Here is a 23,803-nt window from a genome sequence, read left to right as displayed (position 1 = left end):
GTCTCAGAGGTTCCATGTCTTCTTATCGCCTGGAAAACACCTGGTCGCCTGAACCGGCGCCCTTCGGCACGCTCAAAGTCACCCTGTGGAACCTGTCCGAGACGCCGCTGTCGGATTTCCGCCTGGCCTATACCTCGCTCACCCGCGCGATGAAGCCCTTCACCGTTTCGGGCGCCGAGCTTGAGCTGCGCGATGCCAACTATCACCGCTACGCGCCCCCCGCCGACCTGGTCGTGGCCCCCGGCGAGAGCTGGAGCTTCGAGGTCACCAACCTCAACCGCGACCCGCGCCACATCACCGATGGCGCCAAGTCGGCAATCCTGACGCTGGACCCGGCAGGCGCGAAGACCCACGTCGAGGTCGAGGTCTCGGACCTCTACCCCGAGGGCCGCGAACTGGTCGAGCCCGGCCCCCTGCTGCCCGAGGGCAAGCTGACCGAACCCTATGCCATCCTGCCCTGGCCCGCCGCGCTGGAGCTCGAGGCGGGCGAGACGCCGCTGGCGCTCTGCCCCGCCCCCGGCGCCTCGCGCGAAGCACTGGCCGCCTTCAGCCAGGTCGAGGCGCTGCACCGCCGTCTCTACCCCGAGGCGCGCACGGTCCTGTCGATGGTCCCCATGCCCGGCACCCGCGCCGTGGCCATCGAGATGGGCGGCGATTTTGCCGAAGGCGCCTATGCGCTGGAGATTGCCGAGGTCATCACCCTGAAGGCCGCGGACGACGACGGCATCCGCCATGGCCTCATCGTGCTGGCGCAGATGCTGCACGGCGCGACTGTGGATGCGGCCTCGTTCCGCTTCCCCGCCTCCGGCACCATCACCGACGCCCCGCGCTACGGCTGGCGCGGCAGCCATCTGGATGTCTCGCGCCAGTTCTGGGACGCGGCGGACGTGACCCGCTTCCTCGACATCCTGGCCTGGCACCGGATGAACATCTTCCACTGGCACCTCACCGATGACGAGGGCTGGCGGATGGAGGTCAAGGCCTACCCCCAGCTCACCGAGGCCGGGGCCACCCGTGGCCCCGACGCCCTGCTGACGCCGCAGCTTGGCAATGGCGTGGACGAGGTGCACGGCCACTACACCCAGGACCAGATCCGCGACGTGGTGGCCCATGCCGGGGCGCTTGGCATCACGGTGGTGCCCGAAGTCGACATCCCCGGCCATTGCACCGCCGCCCTGGCCGTGATCCCCGAGCTCGCCGATCCCCAGGAAGCGCCCGAAAGCTACCACTCGGTCCAGGGCTTTGCGAACAACGCGCTCAACCCGGCCCGCGAAGAGACCTACGACTTCCTCGCCAAGCTCTTCGACGAGATGGTCGAGCTCTTCCCCGCCAAGTACCTGCATATCGGCGGCGACGAGGTGGCGGATGGCTCCTGGCTGAACTCGCATTACGCGCGCCTGCTGATGGAAAAGGAGGGGCTTTCGGGCACCTTCGAGCTGCAAAGCTACTTCATGCGCCGCGTGGCGGGGATGCTGGCCGAGCGTGGCCGCGTTCTGGCCGGCTGGAACGAGGTCGCCCATGGCGGGGGCGTCGATCCCGAGGGTACGCTGTTGATGGCCTGGGAAAAGCCCGAGGTCGGCATCGAACTGGCCAAGGAGGGCTATGACGTCGTCATGACCCCCGGCCAGGCCTATTACCTCGACATGGCGCAGGCCGAGGAATGGCTGGAACCGGGCGCGGCCTGGGCCGGCACCTCGACCCCGGTGCATTCCTACACCTACGAGGCCGAGGGCGAGTTCCCGGAAGAGCTGCGCCCCCGTCTCAAGGGCATCCAGGCCTGCATCTGGTGCGAGCATTTCACCTCGCGCGCCTATTTCAACCGCCTGGTCTTCCCGCGCCTCTGCGGCGTGGCCGAGGCCGCCTGGACGCCGAAAGAGCGCAAGGACCTGCACCGCTACGCGGCGATCGTGAAACTGCACCCGGCGTTCTGAGCCGGGGCTCCGGGGGTGCGTCCCCGGCCAACCACAACGAGCGGACCCCGCGCGGGTCCGCCGGCGCCCCTCCCCCTCTACGTCGTGCGCCGAAGGGCCCCCTCCTCCGGGGCCGGAAAGGACAATCAGATGAGCCAGATGAAACGTATTGCCGTTGGCGGCATCCACACCGAATGCTCCACCTACAACCCGGTCCTGATCCGCGCCGAGGACTTCCACGTGGTGCGCGGCGATGAGCTGACCGCCTACGAGTATTTCTCCTTCCTGCCCGAAGACGACGTCGAGGTGCTCCCGCTTCTGCACGCCCGCGCCGTCCCCGGCGGCCCGGTCGACCGCCCTGCCTACGAGGGTTTCAAGGCCGACCTGCTGGCGCGCCTTAAGGCCGCGCTGCCGCTGGATGGGGTCTACCTGGCCATGCATGGCGCCATGCATGTGGACGGCATGTGGGACGCGGAAGGCGACTGGATCTCTGCCGTGCGCGAGGTCGTCGGCCCCGATGTCCCGATCTCGGTCAGCTACGACCTGCACGGCAATGTCAGCCAGCGCATCATCGACCAGATCGACATGTTCGCCGCCTATCGCACCGCCCCCCATATCGACGTGCGCGAAACCATGCAGCGCGCCTGGAACATGCTGCTGCGCTGCCTGCGCACCGGCGAGCGGCCCTTCGTCACCTGGGCCAAGATCCCCGTGCTGATGCCCGGCGAGCGCTCCTCGACCGAGGACGCGCCGGCGGATGCGCTCTACGCCGCCCTGCCCGGCCACGACACGCGCCCCGGCATCTGGAGCGCCGATCAGATGGTGGGCTATGTCTGGGCAGATGAGCCGCGCGGCACCGCCTGCGCCGTGGTCACCGCCACCGAGGCCTCGGAGGCTGAGGCCGTCGCCACCGAGCTGGCGCAGGCCTACTGGGACGCCCGCACCGACTTCGCCTTCGGCCCGGTCACCGGCCCGCTGGACGAGATGCTCGATATCGCCGCCAAGACCGAGACAGCGCCGCTTATCCTGGCCGAAAGCGGTGACAATCCCACCGGCGGCGGTGTCGGAGACAACGGCCTCGTGCTCGACGCGCTGATCCAGCGCGACTGGCAGGATGCGCTGATCGCAGGGATCACCGATGCCCCCGCCGTGGATGCCGCCTTCGCCGCCGGTGAAGGGGCCGAGCTGGAGCTGACCGTCGGCGGCGCGCTTGATCCAAAGAGCGTCCGCGTCACCGCTCCCTTCAAGGTGCTGACCCTCGTCGAGGGCGCTGGCGGCGCCTTCCGCCAGGCCGTGGTCCGCACCGGCGGCATCACCGTGGTCCTTGCCGCGCGCCGTCGCCCCTACCACAACATCGAGGACTTCACCCTGCTGGGGCTTGATCCCAAAACGGTCTCGCTTCTGGTGGTGAAATCGGGCTATCTCTCGCCCGAACTTGCCCCCATTGCCAATCCCAACCTGATGGCGCTGACCGAGGGCGTGGTGAACCAGGACATTCCGAAGCTGGAAAGCCTGAACCGCACCCCCGGCCTCTACCCATGGGAGCCAGAGGCGCGTTTCACGCCCACCCCCCTTCGCTCGGCCCGCGCGCCGGGCTGAGGTCCAGACCAGAGGAGCCGGCATGGCCCGGCCCCGAGACGAGTATCCCGACACGGCAGGCCCTCCCCCGAGGGTCTGCCGCTGCCGCTTTTCAGACCCGCCGGAGCCGCCCCGGCCAAGCCCAGAGGCCACATGTTCTCGACCCTGAGCACCATCCGCAACAATGCCGGTCTGCGCGCCTGCGCACTGGCCATCTTCTTCTTCGGCTTTTCGGGCGCGGCCACGGCGCCCTACAAGTCCGTCGTGGCGATCCGAGAGCTGGGCCTCTCGGATGCCGGTTTCTCGGCGCTGACACTGGCGGCCGCAGTGATCAATGTCACCGCGGCGATCTACCTCGGCATCCTTGCAGACCGCGACACCGGCTATCGCAAGCTGCTGATGAGTCTCGCTTTCATCGGGGTCGCGGGCTACATGGCGATCTTCCTCTTCCCCTCGGCCTGGATCTTCGTGATCTCTCTGCTGCTGCCGATCTCGGTCTACCACGGGCTGAATTCGCTGCTCTTCGGCGCCGGGCGGGTCTTCTCGTCGGACCTGCCGAAGGGCGATCAGGCGGCGGTCAGCTCGGTGCTGCGCGGGCTGATCTCTCTGGCCTGGATCCTGGTGCCAGGCCTCGTGGGCTTCGCCCTTTCGGGCGCGGAAAGCCTGTTGCCCGCCTTCGCCATCGCGGGGGGCGCGGCGCTGGTCTGCATGGTGGTGATCAATGTCATGATGCCCCGTGGCGGCAGCGGCGACCCCAGCCAGCGCCCGCCACGGGTCTCGCTCGGCGCGGCCTTCCGCCTGCTGACCCGCCTGCCCGTTGCTGCCCGCGTTCTGGGCGCGGCTGTCATCACCGCGATGATCCACGTCAATGCCGCCGTCATGCCGCTGATCGTCACCGGCCAGGCCGGCGGCGAACCCGGAGACGTGGGCGTCATCGTCGGCCTCGTCGCCGCACTGGAAGTGGCCTTCATCCTGGTCTGGGCCCGCATCGTGCGCTCGATCTCGATCGTCGCGGCCCTGGCCATCGGCACCGGGCTCTACATGATCTACCTGGTCTGGCTGGCCTTCGCGCTCTCGCCCGCCTCGGTCATCGCCGCATCGGTTGTCGGCGGCGTCGGTGCCGCGGCGCTGATCACCCTGCCGCTTGGCTACCTGCAAGAGCTGATCGCCGAACGCCCCGGCCTCTCGGCGTCGCTGATCTCGGTGAACATCTTCCTCGCCGGGGCCATTGCCGCGGCGCTCTTTGCCATCGGAACCGCCATCGGGGACTACCCGCTTGTCGCCCTTCTGGGCGCCGGGGCCGGAGCGCTCGGCGCCCTGGGCCTTCTGGTGCTCGAAGGCTGGCGCCTCAGGGCCCCGCTGTGACAGGCTGAACCCATGACCCGCGTTCTGGAAATCTGCATCGACACCCCCGAGGGGCTGCATGCCGCCACCGAAGGCCGGGCGGACCGGGTGGAGCTCTGCTCGGCGCTCGACCTTGGAGGGCTGACGCCCTCTGCCGGGCTGATGCGGCTGGCGGCGCAGGCACCCTTGCCCGCCTTCGCCATGATCCGCCCCCGCGCCGGTGGCTTCAACTGGTCGGTGGAAGAGATCACCGCGATGGAGGTCGAGGTACTGGCCGCCCGCGAGGCGGGCCTTGCGGGCGTCGTCATCGGCGCCACCCGAAGCGGCAGGCTGGACCTTGCCGTGCTGGCCCGTCTGATCCGTGCCGCCGAGGGGATGCAGGTCACCCTGCACCGCTGCATCGACCTGCTGGAAGATCCGCTGACGGCGGTCGAGGAAGCGGCAGAGCTTGGCATCCACCGCATCCTCAGCTCCGGCGGCGCCCTGCACGCGGTAGAGGGCCTGGCGCGGCTCAAGGCGATGAAGGAGGTCGCGGCGGGTCGGCTTTCGATCATGCCGGGTGCTGGTGTGAATGCCGCGACCCTGCCACAGATCCTGGCGGCGCTCGATCCGGCAGAGGTCCATGCCTCGGCCTCCTCACCGGCGCATCTGCAAGAGCCGCTGACCCGCTTCGGTTTCCAGTCGGACACCGCACGGCAGACCGATCCGGCGCGGGTGGCAGAGCTGAAGGCGCTGCTTGGCTAGGCGCTGCCGGGGCGGCCCCTACTCGGGGTGGATATCGAGGTAATAGTCCAGCAGCTCCAGCCCGCTCGCCGCGTCGCGGTCCAGCACCAGCGTCGCATTGCGGTGCATCTGCAGCACCGACCCCGGCCAGCGCGCCGAGACGGGGCCTTCGATGACCTGCCGCACGGCCTCGGACTTCGCCGCGCCGGTGGCCACCAGCAGCACCTGCCGGGCCCGCATGATGGTGCCGATCCCCATGGTGATGGCCAGTCGCGGCGGGGTCTCGCCCGCGGGGAAGAACCGCGCGTTGGCCTCGCGGGTCTCGCGGGTCAGGGTCTTCAGCCGGGTGATGGAGGCCAGGCTTGAGGTCGGCTCGTTGAAGCCGATATGCCCGTTCAGCCCCAGCCCCAGCAGTTGCAGGTCGATATCCCCCGCCGCCACGATGGCCTCTTCGTAGCGCAGCGCCTCGCCTTCCGGGTCCGGGGCCTCGCCCGCGGGCAGATGGCCCGCGCCGGGCGCCATGTCGATGTGATCGAACAGAAGCTCGCGCATGTAGTGACGGTAGGAGCAGGGGTGATCCCCCGCGAGCCCCACGTATTCATCCAGGTTGAAGCTCGAGACCCCGGCAAAGCTGACCTCGCCCGCGCGGTAAAGCGCGATGAGACGGGCATAGACCGCCTCCATCGTGCCGCCGGTCGCCAGCCCCAGCACCGAGGCCGGCCTTGCCGCCACCTGCGCCGCGATCAGCCCCGCCGCACGGGCCGAGGCCGCCTTTGCGTCATCGAGGATGAGGATCTTCATAGCCGGTCAGCTTTCCAGCGGGCAGTAGGCCACCACGTCCATCTCGACCTTGGCATCGACCATCAGCGGAGACTGCACGGTGGAGCGGGCCGGGGGGTGGGCGCTGAAGTGCTTCTTGAAAACCGCGTTGAAGGAGGAGAAATCGCGCGCATCATCCAGCCAGACACCGACCTTGACCACGTGCTCCATGCCGCAGCCTGCCAGCGCCAGGACTTCCTTGATGTTCTCGATCACCACTTCGGTCTGCACGGTGATATTGCCCACCACGACCTCGCCGTCGCGGGTCGGGACCTGGCCCGAGACATAGACGAAATCGCCCGCGCGGACGGCCTTCGAGAAGGGACGTTCCTGACCGCCTGCCTGGGCATCGGCGACATCAAGACGGGTGAGACCGGGAATCGACATGAGAGGAGCTCCACGAAATTTGTTTTCTTGTTTCTCGCCCGGAATCCCATGGCGCGCAACGGATTTTGGCCAGCTTGGACGAATTCATGAAAACAATTTCCGAATTCTGCCCCACCTGGCCACCTCCAGCGGTCGGCATCGCGCGGGCGCCCACTGCAGCAAGGAGATCTCCGGGCCAGCTGCAACGGCTGTGTCCTGCTCCCCCACCGGGCCTTCACCCCATGCGCAGGGCGGTAGGGTCAGCGCCGGGTTCGGGCCCGCGACGTCGCGTGTGCTGCGGCGCGGCACCTTGACTTTCCGCCCCGGAAGCTTCATATGCGGATCGTGCGCTGCGCAGCCGCGTGAGCTTGCCGTGCCCTTCAGGGCCCATCAGCGCACCCCTTTTCCAGTTCCCCATCACGCAGGGTTCTCGACGCGACGGCCGGATGGCGCGGGACAAGCCCGCCTGTCCAGAGGCCAGCGCGAACCCTTTCCGGTTCCCGATGGGCCGGAGCACGGCCGTGCATGCGGCCACTGAAGGATATCCTTTTGACCACTTTCCCCGACCTCGGCCTGTCGCCGAAGATCACTGACGCCCTGACCGCCGCCGGTCTGACCGAACCCACCCCGATCCAGGAAAAGGCGATCCCGCTGGCCCTGGAAGGCCATGACGTGCTGGGCCTCGCCCAGACCGGCACCGGCAAGACCCTTGCCTTTGGCCTGCCGCTGATGGAGCACCTGTTCCAGATGAAGGGCAAGCCGCAGGAGCGCACCGCCAAGGCGCTGGTGCTGGCCCCCACCCGCGAGCTGGTCAACCAGATCGCCGACAACCTGCGCGCCCTGACCGGCGAGACCCGCATGAAGGTCACCACCGTCGTCGGTGGCCAGTCGATCAACCGCCAGATCAACGCGCTGGCACGGGGCACCGACATCCTCGTCGCCACCCCAGGCCGCCTCATCGACCTGATGGACCGCCGCGCCGTCGACCTGTCGCAGACCCGCCAGCTGGTGCTGGACGAGGCCGACCAGATGCTCGACCTGGGCTTCATCCACGCCCTGCGCAAGATCGCGCCGCAGCTCGGCACGCCGCGCCGCACCATGCTGTTCTCGGCCACCATGCCGAAGCAGATGGAAGAGCTCTCGCGCGCTTACCTGAGCAACCCGCAGCGCGTGCAGGTTTCGCCTCCGGGCAAGGCCGCCGACAAGATCACCCAGTCGATCCACTTCATCTCGAAAGCCGAGAAGCCGAAGAAGCTGCGCGAGATCCTGTCGAAGGACCTCGATGCCCTGACGCTGGTCTTCTCGCGCACCAAGCATGGCGCCGAGAAGCTGATGAAGAGCCTCGTGGCCGACGGCTACAACGCCGCCTCGATCCACGGCAACAAGAGCCAGGGCCAACGTGACCGCGCCATCAAGGCCTTCCGCGATGGCACGATCACCGTGCTGGTCGCCACCGACGTGGCCGCCCGTGGCATTGACATTCCGGGCGTCGCCTACGTGATCAACTACGATCTGCCGGAAGTGCCCGACAACTATGTCCACCGCATCGGCCGGACCGCCCGCGCGGGCCGTGAGGGCGAGGCCATCGCCTTCTGCTCTCCGGAAGAAGGCGACCTGCTGCGCCAGATCCAGAAGCTGATGAAGATCGACATCCCCGTCGCCAGCGGCGAAGCCCCGGCCATGGGCCAGGGTGGTGGCAAGGGCCGTCCCTCGGGCAACCGCCGTCGCGGTGGTGGCCAGGGTCAGGGTCAGGGCCAGAACAAGGCCCAGGCCAAGCCCGGCAACGGCCAGCGTCGCCGTCGTCGTCGCGCCGCCTGATCGCATGATCGGCTGAACAGAATGACAGGGGCCGGAGATCCGATGATCTCCGGCCCCTTCTTCATGGGCGCATGGCGCAAGGCACCTGCCTATTCGGCCCGATAGGCCTCGGGCAGCACGAAGAGCTCGTCGGCGCGGAAGTAGCCTCCGTCCCGAACCTCTTCGATCAGCACCATGGTATGGGGCCGCACGGCTTCAGAGAAATACTCAACAATCAGCTCGGTCAGCCGGTGCCCGATCTCGGTCTTCTGGGCCGTGCTCAGCGCGGCTTCGGGGGTCTTGATGTTGATGAAGGGCATTTGGGTCTCCTTGGAGTGACTGGGTTTCGGGAATATCGGGTCAGACCACGCCGCCATTGGCGCGGATCACCTGGCCGCTGATCCAGCCCGCCTCATCGCGGGCCAGCAGGCGGATGACGCCGGCGATATCCTCGGGCGTGCCGAGACGCTTGAAGGGGTTCATCGCGGCGATCTGGGCCACCAGCGCATCGCTCTTGCCCTTCAGGAAGAAGTCGGTGGCCACCGGCCCCGGCGCCACCGCATTGACGGTGATGCCGCGCGGCGCGAGCTCCTTGGCCAACACATTGGTGACGGCCTCCAGCCCCGCCTTGGTCGCCGCATAGACCCCGTAGCCCGGCTGGTAGAGCCCGACGACGGAGGACGAGAGCGAGAGGATGCGCCCGCCATCGGCCAGCCGCGCCGCCGCTTCGCGCATCAGCCGCAGCGGGGCGGCGAGGTTGAGCGCCAGCTGGTCCGCAAGCGCCGCCTCGTCGAGCGAGGCTATTGGGCCGAGGCGCATCGTCCCGGCGTTGTTGACCAGGATGTCGACGGGACCCAGCTCCGCCTCGGCGGCCTCGAAGAGGGCCGCGGGCGCCTCGGCGTCCGACAGATCCGCCTTGAGCGCCACAGCCCGCCCGCCAGCGGCCTCGATCTGGCGAACCACCGCCTCGGCGGCCTCGGGGCTGGAGGCGTAGTTCACCGCCACGGCCACGCCATCGGCGGCCAGCCCGCGGGCGATCTCGGCCCCGATCCCGCGCGAGGCGCCGGTGACCAGGGCAATCTTCTGAGTATCGGTCATCTCATGTCCTTTCCGTGTGAGGTAAAGTTAGGCCCGACCGAAACTCCGAACAATCCGGGTGAAATTGACAAGATAATTCGTTTGAAGCTAACAATGTGCATGGACAAGATCGACCGGCTGGAACTCTACACCCGCATCGTCGAGGGCGGCAGCTTCGTGCGTGCGGCGCGCGAGCTGAACGTGGCGCGCTCGACCGCGACCGAGGCGATCCAGCAGCTCGAGGCCGAGGCCGGCGTGCGGCTGCTCGCCCGCACCACCCGGCAGGTGCTGCCGACCGCAGAGGGCGAAGCACTGTATCGCCGCAGCAAGCTGATCCTGTCGGACTACGAAGAGGCCTTCGGTGCGCTGGACGGGGCCGGGCCGCGCGGCCATCTGACCATCGACGCACCCGGCCTGCTGACCCGCCATTTCCTGGTGCCCGGACTGCCCGATTTCCTGCAACGCCATCCCGCTCTGACGGTCTCGTTCCGGCAGGGCGATCGCTACGTGGACCTGGTGCGGGAGGGGGTCGACGTGGCCCTGCGCGCGGGCCACCCCGACGACAGCAGCCTGCGGATGCGCAGGCTCGGCGCCCTGCCCGAGATCACCTGCGCCAGCCCCGCCTACCTCGCCCGCCACGGCACGCCGCGCGATCCGGACGACCTGGAGGGCCACCGGGTGGTAGGCTTCGTCTCGTCGCGCAGCGGCGAGGTGCTGCCGCTGGAGTTTCAACGGGATGGCAGGCTGCTCAGCCGTCGGCTGCCGGCACAGGTCAGCACCGACAATTCCGACACCGCCCATGAACTGGCGCTGCGGGGGCTGGGCCTCATCCAGGCCCCGCGCTACCGCTTTGCCGAGGATCTGGCCTTGGGCGCGCTGGTCGAGGTCCTGGCGGAGACACCGCCGGAACCCTTGCCGCTGAATGCGATCCACACCGGAGACCGCATGGTGCCGCGCCGGATCGTGGTCTTCCTCGACTGGGCGCGGCAGGTCTTCGCAGGGCTGCGCTGAGCGTGCGCGCCCCGGTCGCGGCTCAGGAGGCCCGGCGCGACATCAGGCTGCCCGGACGGGCGCGGGCCAGCGAGGCTGTCAGCGCGGCGGCGATGCCCGCCTTGATTAAGTCTCCGGGGATGAAGGCGGTGACCAGCAGGGCGGCTTCGGGCAGCGATTTCTGCAGCACCATGGCCATGCCCGCGATGCCGAAGGCATAGAGCACGACGATCCCGCCCAGCACCGAGGCCACGGCGGCGACCGGAAGCACCGGGGCCGAGCTCCAGCGCTCCATCACCCAGCCGGTGACGAAGGCGGCGGCGATCCAGCCCCAGAGGAAGCCCGCGGTCGGGCCGACGAAGACGCCAAGGCCGCCCCGACCTCCGGCCAGCAGCGGCAGGCCGAGCGCCACGACGAGCAGCAGCAGCATGACCGCCAGCGCACCGCGCTTTGCGCCCAGAACGGTGCCTGCCAGCATCACACCAAGGCTCTGGGCGCTGATCGGCACGCCGAAGCCCAGCTGGAAGTTGGGCAGAAGGCCCAGAACGGCAATGATCGCGGCGAACAACGCCACATGAGTCACGGTCTTTTCCACTGGCTTTTCCTTTCGTCAGTGTCTGAAATCTCGGGCCCCGCCCCGCCGATGCCGCCCCGCGCCTTCAGCGCTTCAGCCACGTGATCGGCGTCATCCAGGGTGGCCAGGGTCAGGGGCATGATGATCCGCCAGCCGGGTCGCCTGGCCGAGCGTGCGCGCCAGCTCTGGCGCAAGTGTCCTCCGGTCTCGGAGAGCACGGGTATCATGCGGATGAGCAGCGCGATACTGATCTCGAGCGCCCGCATGTTGAAGCCGAACCGCGCCAGCGGTGCCCCGAGCCGGCGCAGCACCTGCATCATGTCGCTGAGGCGGGTGGTCATGGTGACGAGGTTGGCCAGGGCGACAGCGGCCACCATGCGAAGGCAGATGGCAAGCCCCACCAGCGGCTCCGCCGCAAGCAGATGCCAGCCCAGGATCACCAGCACGAAGGGCAAGAGCACCGCCAGTCGCCGCAGCCCATGGGCCAGGAAGACCCGCCCCGGCAGCGCGTAGAGCAGCAGCACCAACCCGGCCCCGGCGCCCAGCACCACGAGCGAGCTGCTCGCGGCCAGCGCCACCGTGGCCAGCAACAGCCCGCCCAGCTTTGCACCCGCGGGCCAGCCATGGGCGCGGGTTCTAACCGGAGAGGTCAGAGAGATCATCGCCAGCCCCCAGCTTCCGCATCGCCTCGAGATAGGCCGCACCGACCCTTGCCCCCTCTCCCGCCTCGACGAGGCGGCCGGCATCGAGCCAGAGGCAGACATCGCAATCGGCGATATCCTCGGGATCATGCGAGACATGGATCAGAGCGCCGGGAAACTGCCCGAGCGCCCGACGGAGTTGCATTTTCGTCGGCAGGTCGAGACCCGCGAAGGGTTCGTCCAGCACCAGCACCCTGGGCGCCATGGCCACCACCGACATCAGGCAGACCAGGTGTTTCTGCCCCTGCGAGAGCGTCGCCACCGCCACCTCGGCCCAATGAGCCTTGCCGAATCGCTCCAGCGTGGCGCGGGCCTCTGCCTCGGCATCACGCTGCTTGCGGCCCTGCTGCGCGAGGCCGAAAGAGACTTCCTCAAGCACCGTGGGGAAGATGATCTGGTGATCGGGGTTCTGGAAGAGGATGCCAACCTCCGACAGCGCGGCGCGACGATCAGCGGCCATGTCGGCACCGTTGAGCAGCGCCCGCCCGGCGCTTGGCGTGACGAGCCCGCTGATCAGCCGCGACAGGGTGGATTTGCCGGAGCCATTCCGCCCCAGCACGCCCATGCGGTGAAACGCCACCGACAGCTCGAGCTCGCGCAGGATCGGGCGCCCGTCGATCTCCAATGAGACCGCCTCGAGCTGCAACCGCGCTTTCTGCTGCGCCTGCGGATCGGCTTTCGTCATCTGGCCCGTCCTGTCCCATCGGGATCGCTCGCCCCGGTTCAGGGCAGGCTTATCCATGGTTCGGGCGAGAAAAGCCAGATATCCATCTTGCAGGCCATGGCGCGGCTCATCGCTGACGGCCTCTTGCAGCAGGTCGAGCGCTCAGAGCCGCACGTGATGGCCCCTGCCCAAGCCCGACGCTCAACCGGCTGGAGCCCCCGAGATATCTCGGGGCAGCGATCAAGGGGCGCGGACTATGCCCGATACGCTCTTCAGCTATTGCCGACCTGGACCTGTTTCCGGCTTGGGCGCAGAACCTCTTCGGCCGAGGGCGTCGGCAGATCGAAATAGTCGAAGGTTCCGGCGTAGCCGTTCCCACCCATCCGCCCCAGGGCGTCGAGCTTTTCGTGATCGGAATAGAATGTGGCCGGGTCGATGATGTCTTCGCGGATATGGGCCCGCACGATCCGTCCCAGGATGATCTCGCGGGCAGAGCTGACCGCGATGCCGAGGTAGCGTTCGCACTCGAAGGCCACCGGCGCCTCGGCAATGCGCGGACAGGCCACCCGGTCGCCAGGTGCCGCCGTCAGCCCCGCGATCTCCAGCTCGTCCACCTCGGGCCCGACCGCCGCAGCGGTCACCGCCATCGCCTCGACATTGGCGCGGTCGACGATGTTGACGGTGAAGCATTCCGTCATGCGGATGTTGTAGGCCGTGTCCTTGAAGCTGCGGTCCGGCTTGTTCTCGACCCCGAGCGCGAGAATCGGCGGGTCAGCGGACAGGCAGTTGAAGAAGGAATAGGGCGCGGCATTGACCACCCCGTCGGGCGAGATCGTGGTCACCCAGGCAATCGGGCGCGGCACGATGGTCCCGATCATCACCTTGTAGGCCTCACGGGCAGAGAGATCGGCGAAGTCGAAGGCGTGATAGCCGTTGTGCAGGGTCATTGGGCCAATTCCTTGCCGTAGTGTGAGAGGATGAATTGGATACTATCCGGCGGCGCAGAGAACTCGGCCCGGCCGGCGACGGCGCCCAGATGGTGCTCCATGATCTCGATGGCGCGCGGGGCATCCCCGGCGCGGATCGCATCAATGATCTGCGAATGCTCATCGACCGCGCAATCGGAAGAATGGCTGCGGGCATAGAGCGACATGATCAGCGAACAGCGCAGCACGATCTCGGATACATAACGGGTGAGAACCGGGTTGCCCGTGAGCTCGGCCAAGAGGACGTGGAACTCGCCAGCGAGGCGAATCGACACCGGGCCATCCTTGCCCTTGACCGCCTCCTCCTGGCGCACATGCGCTTCGAGACGGTCGTAGCCACTGGGTGGCATTCTCTCGCAAAGTATTCTGATTACGTCATTTTCCAGACAGCGGCGCACCTCGAAAACGTGCTGGGCTTCGTCCCGGCTGGGTTCCGCGACAAAGGCACCGCGATTGCGGCGTGTGACCACCAGCCCCTCGTGCTCGAGCCGCACAAGGGCGTGACGCACGATGGTGCGCGACACGCCGAATTGCTCGCCCACGGTGTCCTCGGGCAGCCGCATGCCCGGCTTCAGGGCCTGTTCGATGATCGCCTTGCGCAGCAGGTCATGCACTGCGTCGGTCAGCGTCGTCTTGTTTTCACTCATGGTCCGCTCTGCCTATCGCATTTGCATATTCGATAGCGCATACATTTTTGCCCGTCAATTGGATACAATCCTGTTGCGCTGTGAGAGTCTCTGTGCAATCCAAAGTACATCGTATCCAATTTAGACCGACCATCAGAGACAATCCACAGAGGAAGGGAAAGACACATGACACTTCGACACCTCCTGCTTGCGACTGCGGCAGTTGCGACTTTGTCGGGCACGGCGCAGGCCGAGAACGTGCTGAAATGGGGCGCCAACCGCGACATCGGCTCGCTTGACCCCTATTCCTTCGGCGACAGCTTCACCATCAACGTGCTCAACCACGTCTACGAAGGGCTGGTGCGCTACAACAAGGACCTGAAGATCGAGCCGGCGCTGGCGGAAAGCTGGGAAATCCTCGACGACCAGATCACCTGGCGCTTCAAGCTGCGCGAGGGCGTGACCTTCCACAACGGCAACCCCTTCACCGCCGAGGACGTGGTCGCCTCGCTGACCCGCGTCAGCCACGAGACCTCGCCGCTGAAGGGCAACCTGCCGGCCTATGTCAGCTCTGCCGTGGTGGATGACTACACCGTCGACATCACGCTGAACGGCACCTATCCGCTGCTGCTCAACGACCTGACCAACATCCATATCTTCGACGCCGAGTGGATGACCGAGAACGACGCGCTGATGCCGACCGACGTGGGCGCGGGCACCGAGGGCTATGCGACCTACAATGCCAACGGCACCGGCCCGTTCATCGTCGAAAGCCGCCAGCCCGATGCCAAGACCGTCTTCGTGACCAACGCCGACTGGTGGGACGAGCCGCAGCACAATCTGGACCGGATCGAACTGACGCCGGTGAACTCGGCCGCGACCCGCGTCGCCGCCCTGCTTTCGGGCGAGATCAGCTTCACCAATGATGCCCCGGTGCAGGATCTGCCGCGCCTCGCCGCCGCGCCGAACGTCGAGGTGCTGGAAGGTGTCGACCTGCGTACCGTGATGATCGGTTTCCCCTTCCGCGAGACCCTGACCACGGGCGAGCCGAATCCCTTCGTCGAAAAGTCGGTGCGAGAGGCGCTCTACAAGGCGATCGACCTCGACCTGATCCAGCAGAAGGTGATGCGCGGCAAGTCCCGCAATGCCGGTGCCACCATCGCCCCGCCGATTCCGGGCTATACCGAGGCGCTGGACACCCTGCCGGGCTACGACCCCGAGGCGTCGAAGAAGCTCTTGGCCGAAGCCGGCGTGCCCGAGGGGCTGGAGTTCGAGTTCAACTGCCTCAGCGACGGGCTGGTGAACGAGGAACAGTTCTGCCAGGCCATCGCCTCGATGTGGAGCCGGATTGGCCTGTCGCCCAAGCTCGACGTGGCGCCGCGCGCGGTGCAATCGCCGAAGCGGACGAATGCCAAGACCGACCTCTACACCCTGGGCTGGGCCACGCTGCCGCTGCTCGACAGCTATTCGCCGCTGCTGCAGATCTTCCACTCCAAGGACGGCAATGCCGGCGTCTTCAACTGGGGCGGCTGGTCCTACCCCGAGCTCGACGCGCTGATTGACGCGGCGGGCAGCGAGCTGGATCTCGAGGCGCGGCTGGCGCTGCAGACCGAGGCCCTGCAGATCGTGAAGGACGAGATCATCATGATCCCGCTGCACCAGCAGCCCATGGCCTGGGCGGTGACCGAGGACGTCTCCGAGATGCCGCTCTTCCCCGATGCCAAGCCGCGGCTCTGGTTCGCCCGGATGGGCGAGGGCTCCTGACGCCCTGCGCCGGGCCGATCGCCCCTAGATCGGCCCGGCGCATTCGATCGCCGCAACATCAGAATGGACAACGGAATGATTGCCTTTCTCCTCAAACGCACGGCCAACGCGGTCTTCGTCATGCTGGCGGTGGCGCTGCTGGCCTTCGTGATCTTCCGCTTCTTCGGCGACCCGGTCGAAATGATGGTCAACGAGCAGGCCACCCAGCAGGACCGTATCGAGCTGCGCGAACGCCTGGGCCTGAACGACGGCTTCGTCACCCAGTACACGCGCTTCGTGACCAATGCGGTGCAGGGTGATTTCGGCGTGTCCTATCGCAACCAGCAGGATGTCATGGTGCTGATCAAGGAACGCTTCCCGGCCACCTTCGAGCTGGTGCTGGTGGCCACGGTGATCTCGCTCGTGGTGGGCATCCCGGCCGGCGTGATCACGGCGGTCTACCGCGAAAGCCGCCTGGCCAACGCCTTGCAACTGGGCTCCATCGTCGGGGTCTCGCTGCCGAGCTTCGTCGTGGGCATCCTGCTGATCCTGGCCTTCTCGGTCTCGCTCGGCTGGCTGCCGGCCTTTGGTCGCGGCGAAACGGTGGACATCGGCTGGTGGTCGACCGGGTTGCTGACCCCCTCGGGGCGCGCGGCGCTGATCCTTCCCGCGGTCTCGCTCTCGACCTTCCAGGTGACGCTGGTGATGCGCCTGGTGCGCGCCGAGATGCTAGAGACCCTGCGGGCCGATTACATCAAGTTCGCCCGCGCCCGCGGCGTGCCCACCCGGCGCGTGCAGTGGCGCCACGCCCTGCGCAATTGCCTGATGCCGGTGATCACCCTGACGGGGATGCAGATCGGAAACCTGATCGCCTTTGCCCTGGTGACCGAGACGGTGTTCCAGTGGCCGGGGATGGGGATGCTCTTCATCCAGGCGGTCACCTTCGTCGATCTGCCGGTGATGGCCGCCTATCTGCTGATCGTTTCCCTGATTTTCGTCGTCCTGAATACCCTTGTCGACATCACCTATGCCTGGGTCGATCCGCGCCTGCGCGACGACAGCGCCCGTGGCAATGGCTGAACCGGAGACCCCGATGGAAAAGTCCATTCCCCTGACCACGCCCGAGGCCCCGGCCCGCCCCTCGCGTCTGGCGCGATTGCGCGAGAGCGACCTGTGGCACTCCTTCCGCGCGCATCCTTCGGCGCTCTTTGCCGCCGCGCTGCTGCTGGTGGTGGCGCTCACGGCCTTCCTTGCGCCTTTGATCACGCCGCAGAACCCCTATGACCTGGCCGCGCTGGAGCTCTGGAACTCTGAGATCCCGCCGATCTGGGAGACAGGCGGCCAATGGCCCTACCTTCTGGGCACCGACACGCAGGGCCGCGATATCCTGTCGGCGGTGCTCTATGGCTCTCGCATCTCGCTGATCATCGGCTTTGCCTCCGTCCTGCTGGCGCTGGCCGTTGGCCTCGCACTGGGGCTGGTGGCGGGCTACTTCGGCGGCTGGATCGACAACGTGATCATGCGGGTCGGCGACGTGCTCTTGTCGATGCCCTTCATCCTGATCGCCATCCTGATCACCGCCATTGCCAGTGCCTCGCTGCCCACGGGCCTCAAGGACGTGCTGGCGGCGCCGATCCTGATCGTGGCCATCGCAGTGCCCTCGTGGGTGCAATATGCGCGCACGGTGCGGGCCTCGGCCATGGTCGAGGCGAAGAAGGAATACGTGCAGGCGGCCAAGCTGATCCGGGTGAAGCCCTGGCGCATCATGCTGCATCACATCCTGCCCAACTGCCTGACACCGATCATGGTCGCAGCGACGCTGAACTTCGGCCTCGCCATCCTGTCGGAGGCAACGCTGTCGTTTCTCGGCGTGGGCATGCCGCCCGACCAGCCCTCTCTGGGCACGCTCATTCGGATCGGCAACCAGTATCTCTTCTCGGGCCTGTGGTGGATCGTGGTCTTCCCCTCGATCCAGCTCTGCCTGATCGTGCTGTCCGTCAACATGATCGGCGACTGGCTGCGCGACGCCCTCAACCCCAAACTGCGGTGATTCCAGTGACTTCCAAGACCCTCAAGAACGTCCGTCCCATGGGTGGCCCGGCCACCGACCTGCATATCGCCGATGGCGTCTTCGTGGCCCAGCCCGCAGAGGCGGCCGAGGTCATCGACGGCGGCGGACGCATCGTGATCCCCGGCCTCGTCGAGGCGCATACGCATCTCGACAAGTCCCTGCTGGGCCTGCCGTGGTACCGCAACGAGGTAGGGCCTCGGCTGATCGACAAGATCAACAACGAGCGCGAGGTGAAGGTCTCTCTCGGCCTTGATCCCCAGGTCCAGAGCGAACGCCACTCCATCCTCGCCATGTCGCATGGCTGCACCCATATCCGCAGTCACGTGGACGTGGACACCCACCACGGGCTGGCCGGGATCGAAGGCGTCATGGCCACGCGCGAGAAACTGGCCGGCATGGTGGATATCCAGATCGTCGCCTTCCCCCAGTCCGGCATGATGACCCGCCCCGGCACCGCCGAGCTGATGGACGAGGCCCTGGCCATGGGCGCGGACCTGGTGGGCGGCATCGACCCCTGCGGCATGGAGCATGACCCCAAGGGGCACCTCGATACGGTCTTCGCGCTGGCCGAGAAACACGGCAAGCCCATCGACATTCACCTGCACGAGCGTGACGCGCTTGGCTGGTTCTCGATGGAAGAGATCATCGACCGGACCGTCGCCCTGGGGATGCAGGGCATGGTGTCGATCTCGCACGCCTTCTGCCTTGGCGCGGTGGACCGCGCCTATGTGGCGGGCCTGCAGGAAAAGCTGGCCGAGACCCGCATCCACATCCTGACCACCGCACCGGCCTCCGCCCCGGTGCCCGCGGTGAAGGAGCTGCATGCGCTTGGCATCCTGACCGGCGCCGGCTGTGACGGCATCCGCGATACCTGGGGCCCATATGGCAACTCGGACATGCTGGAAAAGGCCATGCACATCGGGATGCGCAACAACCTGCGCCGCGATGACGAGGTCGAACTCGCGCTGGACATCTGCACCTTCGGCGGAGCCGCGATCATGGGCGCCGAGGGCTATGGCCTGGACCTGGGCTGCCGCGCCGACTGCCTGCTGGTCGAGGGCGAAACCCTGGCCGAGGCAATCGTCAATCACGCCCCGCGCAAGCTGGTGCTGAAGGGCGGTGCCGTCATCGCCCGCGATGGCGCCTGCGTCATCGAGGCCCCGTGATGGAGGACGCGATGGAGGACGCGATGCAGGGCCGGACGCTTCTCTCTGCCCGCTGGGTGATCGGCCACCGCGATGGCCGCCACGTCGTTCACGAAAACGGCGTGGTGGTCTTCGAGGGGACCGATGTCCTGCATGTCGGCGCCTCCTTCGAGGGCGAGGTGGCGCGGCGGATCGACTATGGCGAGGCGGTGATCTCGCCCGGTTTCATCGACCTCGATGCGCTCTCGGATCTCGACACCACCATCCTGGGCTACGACAACGGCCCCGCCTGGAAGACGGGGCGGGTCTGGCCGGAAACCTACATCGCGCGCGGTCCCTACGAGATGTACGGGCCCGAGGAGCTGGCCTTCCAGAAACGCCACGCCTTCGCGCAACTGATCCGCAACGGCATCACCACGGCGCTGCCCATCGCCTCGCTCTTCTACCGCGCATGGGGCGAGACGGTTGCCGAGTTCGAGGCCGCCGCCAGTGCCGCCGAAGACCTCGGCCTGCGGGCCTACCTGGGACCGGCCTATCGTACCGGCGGGCAGGTGACGGATGAGGCGGGCAATATCCGCGCGATCTACGACGAACCGCGCGGGCTGCAGGGCCTGGCGGATGCGGCCGATTTTGCCCGGCGCATCGACGGGATCGCGGGCGGCCGCATCCGGGCGATGTTCGCCCCCGACCGCATCGAGACCTGCACCGAGACCCTGCTGCAGCGCACCGCCGAGATCGCCTCCGAGATGGGCGCTCCGGTGCGCCAGCATTGCAGCCAGTCGCCGGTGGAACTGCGCCTGGTGCGCGAGCAACACGGCTGCGCGCCGATCGAATGGCTGGACCGGATCGGGGTGTTGCGCGGCAATTGGCTGCTGCCCCACGGCACCCAGGCGACGGAGGCAGAGTTCGACCTGATCGCCGGGGCCGGCGCGACGCTGGTGCATTGCCCGCTGGTCGCCGCGCGACATGGCGGGATGCTGAAGAGCTTCCCCGGCGTCCGCGCCAGGGGCATCACCATCGGCCTCGGCACCGACACCCATCCCGCCGACATGATCCTCAACATGCAGATCGGCATGATGACCGCACGGCTGGCCGAGGGCGTGGGGGCGATCCGCTCCGAAGAGATGTTCGACGCGGCCACCCTGGGCGGCGCCACAGCCCTGAACCGCCCCGATCTTGGCCGCCTCGCCCCCGGCGCGAAGGCCGACATCACGGTGATCGACCTGCGCCGCAGCTTGCAGACCCCCGACCCGGTGCAGACGCTGATGACCTCTGCCTCGGGCCGCGACGTGCGCGATGTCTTCATCGACGGTCGCCAGGTGATGGCCGATGGCGTGATCCCCGGCATCGACGAGGCCTGCGACGCCGCCCGCGCCCAGGCGCAGTTCGACGGGCTGATCTCGAAATACCCTGACCGCACCGCCGGCCACCCGTCGGTGAGCCGGATCTTCACCCCCAGCTACGAAAGGGCCATGCCATGAGCGATGTCGTTCTCGACGTGCAGAACCTGCGCGTCGAATTTCCCACCCGCAAGGGCGTGCTGACCGCTGTCGATGACATCTCGTTGCAGATCCGGCGCGGCGAGATCCTGGGCATGGTCGGTGAATCCGGTGCCGGAAAATCCATGACCGGCATGTCCATCCTGGGCCTGCTCGAGCCGCCGGGGCGCATTGCCGCCGGAACCATCCACCTATCTGGTGATCGGATCGACAACCTCGATGACCGCGCCATGCAGGCGGTGCGCGGCCGCCGGATCGGGGCCATCTTCCAGGACCCGCTGACCTCGCTCAACCCGCTGTTCCGGGTCGGCGACCAGCTGGTCGAGACCATCCGCCTGCACACCGACCTCGACAAATCCGCAGCCCGCGAGCGCGCCAAGGAGCTGATGCGCGAGGTGGGCATCCCGGCGGTCGAGGAACGCATCGACAGCTATCCGCACCAGTTCTCGGGCGGGATGCGGCAGCGGATCGTGATCGCCCTGGCGCTCTGCGCCGAGCCGGAACTGATCGTGGCGGACGAGCCGACAACCGCGCTCGACGTCTCGATCCAGGCGCAGATCACCGCGCTGCTGAAACGCCTCTGCCGCGAGCGGGGCACGGCGGTGATGCTGGTGACCCATGACATGGGCGTGATCGCCGAGACCGCCGACCGGGTCGCGGTGATGTATGCCGGGAGACTGGCCGAGATCGGCGCCGTCGAAGACGTGGTGCGGCGTCCGCAGCACCCCTACACCGTGGGGCTCATGGGCTCGATCCCGTCGCTGCGCAAGGACGTGGAGGAATTGCAGATGATCCCCGGCTCGATGCCGCGGCTCAACGCGATCCCGCCGGGTTGCGCCTTCAACCCGCGCTGCGCCCATGCGGGGCCGCGCTGCCGGGCCGAGGTGCCGCGTATCGAAAGCGGCGAAACCGCCGGCGCAGCCTGCTGGCTGGCGCAGGCCGGAACCACCCTCAACCCCGGAGAAGCCGCATGACCCTGCGCCCCAATGCCATTCTCGAGGTCGACGCGCTGGAACGCCGGTTCGACGTCTCTGCCCCCTGGCTCAACCGGCTGATCGAGCGCAAGCCGCGCAAGACCCTGCGGGCCGTCGATGGCGTCGATTTCACCATCCAGCGCGGCCAGACGCTGGCGCTGGTCGGCGAGTCGGGTTGCGGCAAGAGCACCATCGCCAAGCTGGTCACCGGGCTGCATGCGCCCTCGGGCGGCAGCATCCGCTTCCATGGCGACCGGGATCGCCTGCAAATGATCTTCCAGGATCCCTTTGCCAGCCTCAATCCGCGCTGGCGCGTGGCCCGGATCATCGCCGAGCCGCTGCGGACGCTCAGGCCCGACACGCCCGAAGCCGAGGTCTCGACCCGCGTGGACGAGCTGCTGCGCACCGTGGGGCTGGCGCCCGCCGATGGTCTGAAGTTCCCGCACGAGTTCTCTGGGGGGCAGCGGCAGCGCATCTCGATCGCCCGCGCCCTGGCAGGCGAGCCCGAGTTCCTGGTCTGTGACGAGCCGACCTCGGCGCTGGATGTCTCGGTTCAGGCGCAGGTGCTGAACCTCATGAAGCGGCTGCAGAAGGAGATGGATCTTACCTATCTCTTCATCAGCCACGACCTGAGCGTGGTGCGCCACATGGCCGATGTGATCGCGGTGATGTACCTGGGCCGCATCGTCGAGATCCAGCCGACGGCCGATCTCTTTGCCAACCCGCTGCACCCCTACACCCGGCTGCTGCTCGACACGATCCCCGATCTCGAAGCGCCGCGCCGCGACCGTAGCCCCATGGGCGGAGAGGTCCCCTCGCCGGTCTCGCCGCCCTCGGGGTGCAGCTTCCACCCGCGCTGTCCGCTGGCCTTCGAGCGCTGCAAGGCCGAACGCCCGCAGCGCAGCGCGAAAGTCCACAACCGCCGCGTCGCCTGTTTCGCGGCAGAAGAAGGCCGAACCGATGTACAATGAATCCTTCATGCGCCGCGCCATCGAGATCTCGGCAGAGGCGCTCGACACCCCCGGCACCGAGCCCTTCGGCGCGGTCATCGTCAAGGACGGCAAGATCGTCGGCGAGGGGATCAACCGCTCGGTGATGAACCATGACCCGACCTCCCACGGCGAAACCGAAGCGATCCGCGATGCCTGCCGCAATCTCGAAACCGTCGATCTGCGCGGCTGCGAGCTCTATTCCAGCTGCGAGCCCTGCGCGCTCTGCGTGGCGGCGATGAACATCGCCGGGATCGCTGCGCTCTACTATGCCGCTGACAAGGCCCAGGCCGGAGACGTCCTCGGCGATCTGCCCGAGACGGTGCGGTTTCCGATAGATGTCGGGCGCTTGACCCACGAATGCGGGCATGCGGTCGCCGAGAGGATCATGCCCGCGCAGCAGCATCTGGACGCGGAGGCCACGAAGATCCTGCAGGCCTGGGCCAGCCATGCTCGGTCGCGGCTCTGATCATGCGCCTGCTCTACCTGAACCCCAATGCCACCGAGGCGATGACCGACAGCATGGTCTCTGTGGCGCGCGACGGCGCGCCCGCTGCAGAGGTGCTTGGCTGGACCAACCACCGGGGACCCGCCACCATCCAGGGGCCCGAAGATGGCGCCGCTGCCGTCGAGGGGCTGCTGGCGCTGCTGCCAGAGGCGAAGGCCGCTGCGGTGGATGCGATCATCATCGGCTGCTTCGACGATACCGGGTTGGAGCAGCTCAGGCAGGCCGCCCATTGTCCGGTGATCGGCATCGGACAGGCCGCCATGGCCCTTGCAGCGCTGCATGGCGACCGCTTCGGCATCGTGACGACCCTTGAAGTATCGGTCCCGGTGATCGCGGCGAACGTCGAGTGCTATGGCCACCAAGAGGCCTGCGCCGGTGTCTTCGCCTCGGGCCTGCCGGTGCTGGAGGTCGAGGCCGGCGGCCCCGCTGTCGAAGACCGGATGGCGCTGGCCATCGCCGGTGCGAAAGCCGCCGGAGCCGGGGCCGTCGTCCTTGGCTGCGCCGGCATGTCCCGGCTGCGGCGTGGCCTGTCCGAGCGCACCGGCACGGTGCTGGTCGACGGTGTCCTGGCCTCTGCGATCCTCGCACAGGGGTTGGCCGCCCCCTGAGCTTGCCCGGACCGACAATCGGCGCGGGCTTGGCCCGTCCAGGGCAAGCTGCGGTGAAAGTCCGAGCCATCAAGCCAGTGAGAGCCGCTTACCTGTAAGCTGCGCGGGCCT

General features: G+C 67.5%; 24 protein-coding genes. 15 read left to right on the top strand and 9 right to left on the bottom strand.

The window, feature by feature from the left end; all coding sequences use genetic code 11:
- Positions 1 to 14 precede the first annotated feature (14 nt).
- The 4 genes from CRO50_RS06620 (at position 15) to CRO50_RS06605 (ending at position 5,576) form a co-directional block, all read left to right on the top strand.
- Positions 15 to 1,931, top strand: a complete 1,917-nt coding sequence (locus tag CRO50_RS06620; RefSeq protein WP_097145092.1) for a beta-N-acetylhexosaminidase — start codon at positions 15 to 17, stop codon at positions 1,929 to 1,931.
- A gap of 129 nt (positions 1,932 to 2,060) precedes the next feature.
- Entirely contained in the window at positions 2,061 to 3,509 is a 1,449-nt protein-coding gene (locus CRO50_RS06615; protein WP_097145091.1) for a M81 family metallopeptidase, read from the top strand.
- Between the two features lie 132 nt (positions 3,510 to 3,641).
- On the top strand, positions 3,642 to 4,853 hold the full coding sequence (locus tag CRO50_RS06610) for an MFS transporter (RefSeq protein WP_097145090.1): 1,212 nt from the start codon (positions 3,642 to 3,644) through the stop codon (positions 4,851 to 4,853).
- A gap of 12 nt (positions 4,854 to 4,865) precedes the next feature.
- Complete coding sequence (locus CRO50_RS06605; RefSeq protein WP_097145089.1) at positions 4,866 to 5,576, top strand: copper homeostasis protein CutC; 711 nt, start codon at positions 4,866 to 4,868, stop codon at positions 5,574 to 5,576.
- 18 nt (positions 5,577 to 5,594) lie between these two features.
- Here CRO50_RS06605 and nagB read toward each other — a convergent pair whose 3' ends face one another.
- Both nagB and CRO50_RS06595 read right to left on the bottom strand, forming a co-directional pair.
- Positions 5,595 to 6,356 carry a glucosamine-6-phosphate deaminase gene (gene nagB / locus CRO50_RS06600; RefSeq protein WP_097145088.1) on the bottom strand — a complete coding sequence of 254 codons (762 nt, stop codon included), beginning with the start codon at positions 6,354 to 6,356 and terminating at the stop codon, positions 5,595 to 5,597.
- 6 nt (positions 6,357 to 6,362) lie between these two features.
- Positions 6,363 to 6,761, bottom strand: a complete 399-nt coding sequence (locus CRO50_RS06595; RefSeq protein ID WP_097145087.1) for a RidA family protein — start codon at positions 6,759 to 6,761, stop codon at positions 6,363 to 6,365.
- A gap of 528 nt (positions 6,762 to 7,289) precedes the next feature.
- On the opposite strand from CRO50_RS06595, the gene CRO50_RS06590 reads away from it, so the two are divergent.
- Positions 7,290 to 8,558 (top strand): DEAD/DEAH box helicase, encoded by a 1,269-nt coding sequence (locus CRO50_RS06590; RefSeq protein ID WP_232617742.1) that lies wholly within the window; start codon positions 7,290 to 7,292, stop codon positions 8,556 to 8,558.
- Between the two features lie 89 nt (positions 8,559 to 8,647).
- Here the strand turns inward: CRO50_RS06590 and CRO50_RS06585 are convergent, their stop codons facing one another.
- Both CRO50_RS06585 and CRO50_RS06580 read right to left on the bottom strand, forming a co-directional pair.
- A complete protein-coding gene (locus tag CRO50_RS06585) occupies positions 8,648 to 8,857 on the bottom strand; it encodes a tautomerase family protein (RefSeq protein WP_097145085.1) in 210 nt (69 codons plus the stop codon).
- 40 nt (positions 8,858 to 8,897) lie between these two features.
- Complete coding sequence (locus CRO50_RS06580; RefSeq protein WP_097145084.1) at positions 8,898 to 9,635, bottom strand: SDR family oxidoreductase; 738 nt, start codon at positions 9,633 to 9,635, stop codon at positions 8,898 to 8,900.
- 81 nt (positions 9,636 to 9,716) lie between these two features.
- Here CRO50_RS06580 and CRO50_RS06575 point away from each other — a divergent pair, with 81 nt between their 5' ends.
- Entirely contained in the window at positions 9,717 to 10,625 is a 909-nt protein-coding gene (locus CRO50_RS06575; RefSeq protein WP_232617743.1) for a LysR family transcriptional regulator, read from the top strand.
- Positions 10,626 to 10,647: 22 nt separating this feature from the next.
- Here the strand turns inward: CRO50_RS06575 and CRO50_RS06570 are convergent, their stop codons facing one another.
- From CRO50_RS06570 to CRO50_RS06550, 5 genes are all read right to left on the bottom strand, one after another.
- Positions 10,648 to 11,199: a biotin transporter BioY gene (locus tag CRO50_RS06570; RefSeq protein ID WP_097145082.1), complete on the bottom strand. Its 552-nt coding sequence runs from the start codon at positions 11,197 to 11,199 to the stop codon at positions 10,648 to 10,650.
- Entirely contained in the window at positions 11,184 to 11,840 is a 657-nt protein-coding gene (locus tag CRO50_RS06565; RefSeq protein ID WP_097145081.1) for an energy-coupling factor transporter transmembrane component T family protein, read from the bottom strand. Before CRO50_RS06565 ends, CRO50_RS06570 begins: the two co-directional genes overlap by 16 nt.
- Positions 11,815 to 12,564: an energy-coupling factor ABC transporter ATP-binding protein gene (locus CRO50_RS06560; RefSeq protein ID WP_097145080.1), complete on the bottom strand. Its 750-nt coding sequence runs from the start codon at positions 12,562 to 12,564 to the stop codon at positions 11,815 to 11,817. Before CRO50_RS06560 ends, CRO50_RS06565 begins: the two co-directional genes overlap by 26 nt.
- A 251-nt stretch (positions 12,565 to 12,815) precedes the next feature.
- Positions 12,816 to 13,490, bottom strand: a complete 675-nt coding sequence (locus CRO50_RS06555; RefSeq protein ID WP_097145079.1) for a flavin reductase family protein — start codon at positions 13,488 to 13,490, stop codon at positions 12,816 to 12,818.
- Positions 13,487 to 14,176 (bottom strand): GntR family transcriptional regulator, encoded by a 690-nt coding sequence (locus CRO50_RS06550; RefSeq protein WP_097145078.1) that lies wholly within the window; start codon positions 14,174 to 14,176, stop codon positions 13,487 to 13,489. The genes CRO50_RS06555 and CRO50_RS06550 overlap by 4 nt, the downstream gene beginning before the upstream one ends.
- Positions 14,177 to 14,341: 165 nt before the next feature.
- Between CRO50_RS06550 and CRO50_RS06545 the strand changes: the two genes are divergently transcribed.
- From CRO50_RS06545 to CRO50_RS06505, 9 genes are all read left to right on the top strand, one after another.
- Positions 14,342 to 15,919: an ABC transporter substrate-binding protein gene (locus CRO50_RS06545; RefSeq protein ID WP_097145077.1), complete on the top strand. Its 1,578-nt coding sequence runs from the start codon at positions 14,342 to 14,344 to the stop codon at positions 15,917 to 15,919.
- Positions 15,920 to 15,994: 75 nt separating this feature from the next.
- A complete protein-coding gene (locus CRO50_RS06540; RefSeq protein WP_097145076.1) occupies positions 15,995 to 16,978 on the top strand; it encodes an ABC transporter permease in 984 nt (327 codons plus the stop codon).
- A 13-nt stretch (positions 16,979 to 16,991) separates the two neighbouring features.
- The gene (locus CRO50_RS06535) at positions 16,992 to 17,948 is read left to right on the top strand and encodes an ABC transporter permease (RefSeq protein ID WP_097145075.1); all 957 of its coding nucleotides are present in this window, start codon (positions 16,992 to 16,994) and stop codon (positions 17,946 to 17,948) included.
- Positions 17,949 to 17,953: 5 nt separating this feature from the next.
- On the top strand, positions 17,954 to 19,135 hold the full coding sequence (locus tag CRO50_RS06530; protein WP_097145074.1) for an amidohydrolase family protein: 1,182 nt from the start codon (positions 17,954 to 17,956) through the stop codon (positions 19,133 to 19,135).
- Positions 19,135 to 20,595, top strand: coding sequence for a chlorohydrolase family protein (locus tag CRO50_RS06525; RefSeq protein ID WP_232617744.1), 1,461 nt, complete (start codon positions 19,135 to 19,137; stop codon positions 20,593 to 20,595). The genes CRO50_RS06530 and CRO50_RS06525 overlap by 1 nt, the downstream gene beginning before the upstream one ends.
- Positions 20,592 to 21,587: an ABC transporter ATP-binding protein gene (locus CRO50_RS06520; RefSeq protein WP_097145073.1), complete on the top strand. Its 996-nt coding sequence runs from the start codon at positions 20,592 to 20,594 to the stop codon at positions 21,585 to 21,587. Before CRO50_RS06525 ends, CRO50_RS06520 begins: the two co-directional genes overlap by 4 nt.
- The gene (locus CRO50_RS06515; RefSeq protein ID WP_097145072.1) at positions 21,584 to 22,558 is read left to right on the top strand and encodes an ABC transporter ATP-binding protein; all 975 of its coding nucleotides are present in this window, start codon (positions 21,584 to 21,586) and stop codon (positions 22,556 to 22,558) included. Before CRO50_RS06520 ends, CRO50_RS06515 begins: the two co-directional genes overlap by 4 nt.
- Entirely contained in the window at positions 22,548 to 23,045 is a 498-nt protein-coding gene (locus CRO50_RS06510; protein ID WP_097145071.1) for a nucleoside deaminase, read from the top strand. The genes CRO50_RS06515 and CRO50_RS06510 overlap by 11 nt, the downstream gene beginning before the upstream one ends.
- Positions 23,046 to 23,047: 2 nt before the next feature.
- Complete coding sequence (locus CRO50_RS06505) at positions 23,048 to 23,692, top strand: aspartate/glutamate racemase family protein (RefSeq protein WP_097145070.1); 645 nt, start codon at positions 23,048 to 23,050, stop codon at positions 23,690 to 23,692.
- Positions 23,693 to 23,803 lie beyond the last annotated feature (111 nt).

The organism is Pseudooceanicola antarcticus (assembly GCF_900215355.1).
Classification (GTDB): Bacteria; Pseudomonadota; Alphaproteobacteria; order Rhodobacterales; family Rhodobacteraceae; genus Pseudooceanicola; species Pseudooceanicola antarcticus.
The sequence above is the reverse complement of the archived record's forward strand: the minus strand, read 5'-3'. Positions and strand labels throughout refer to the sequence as shown.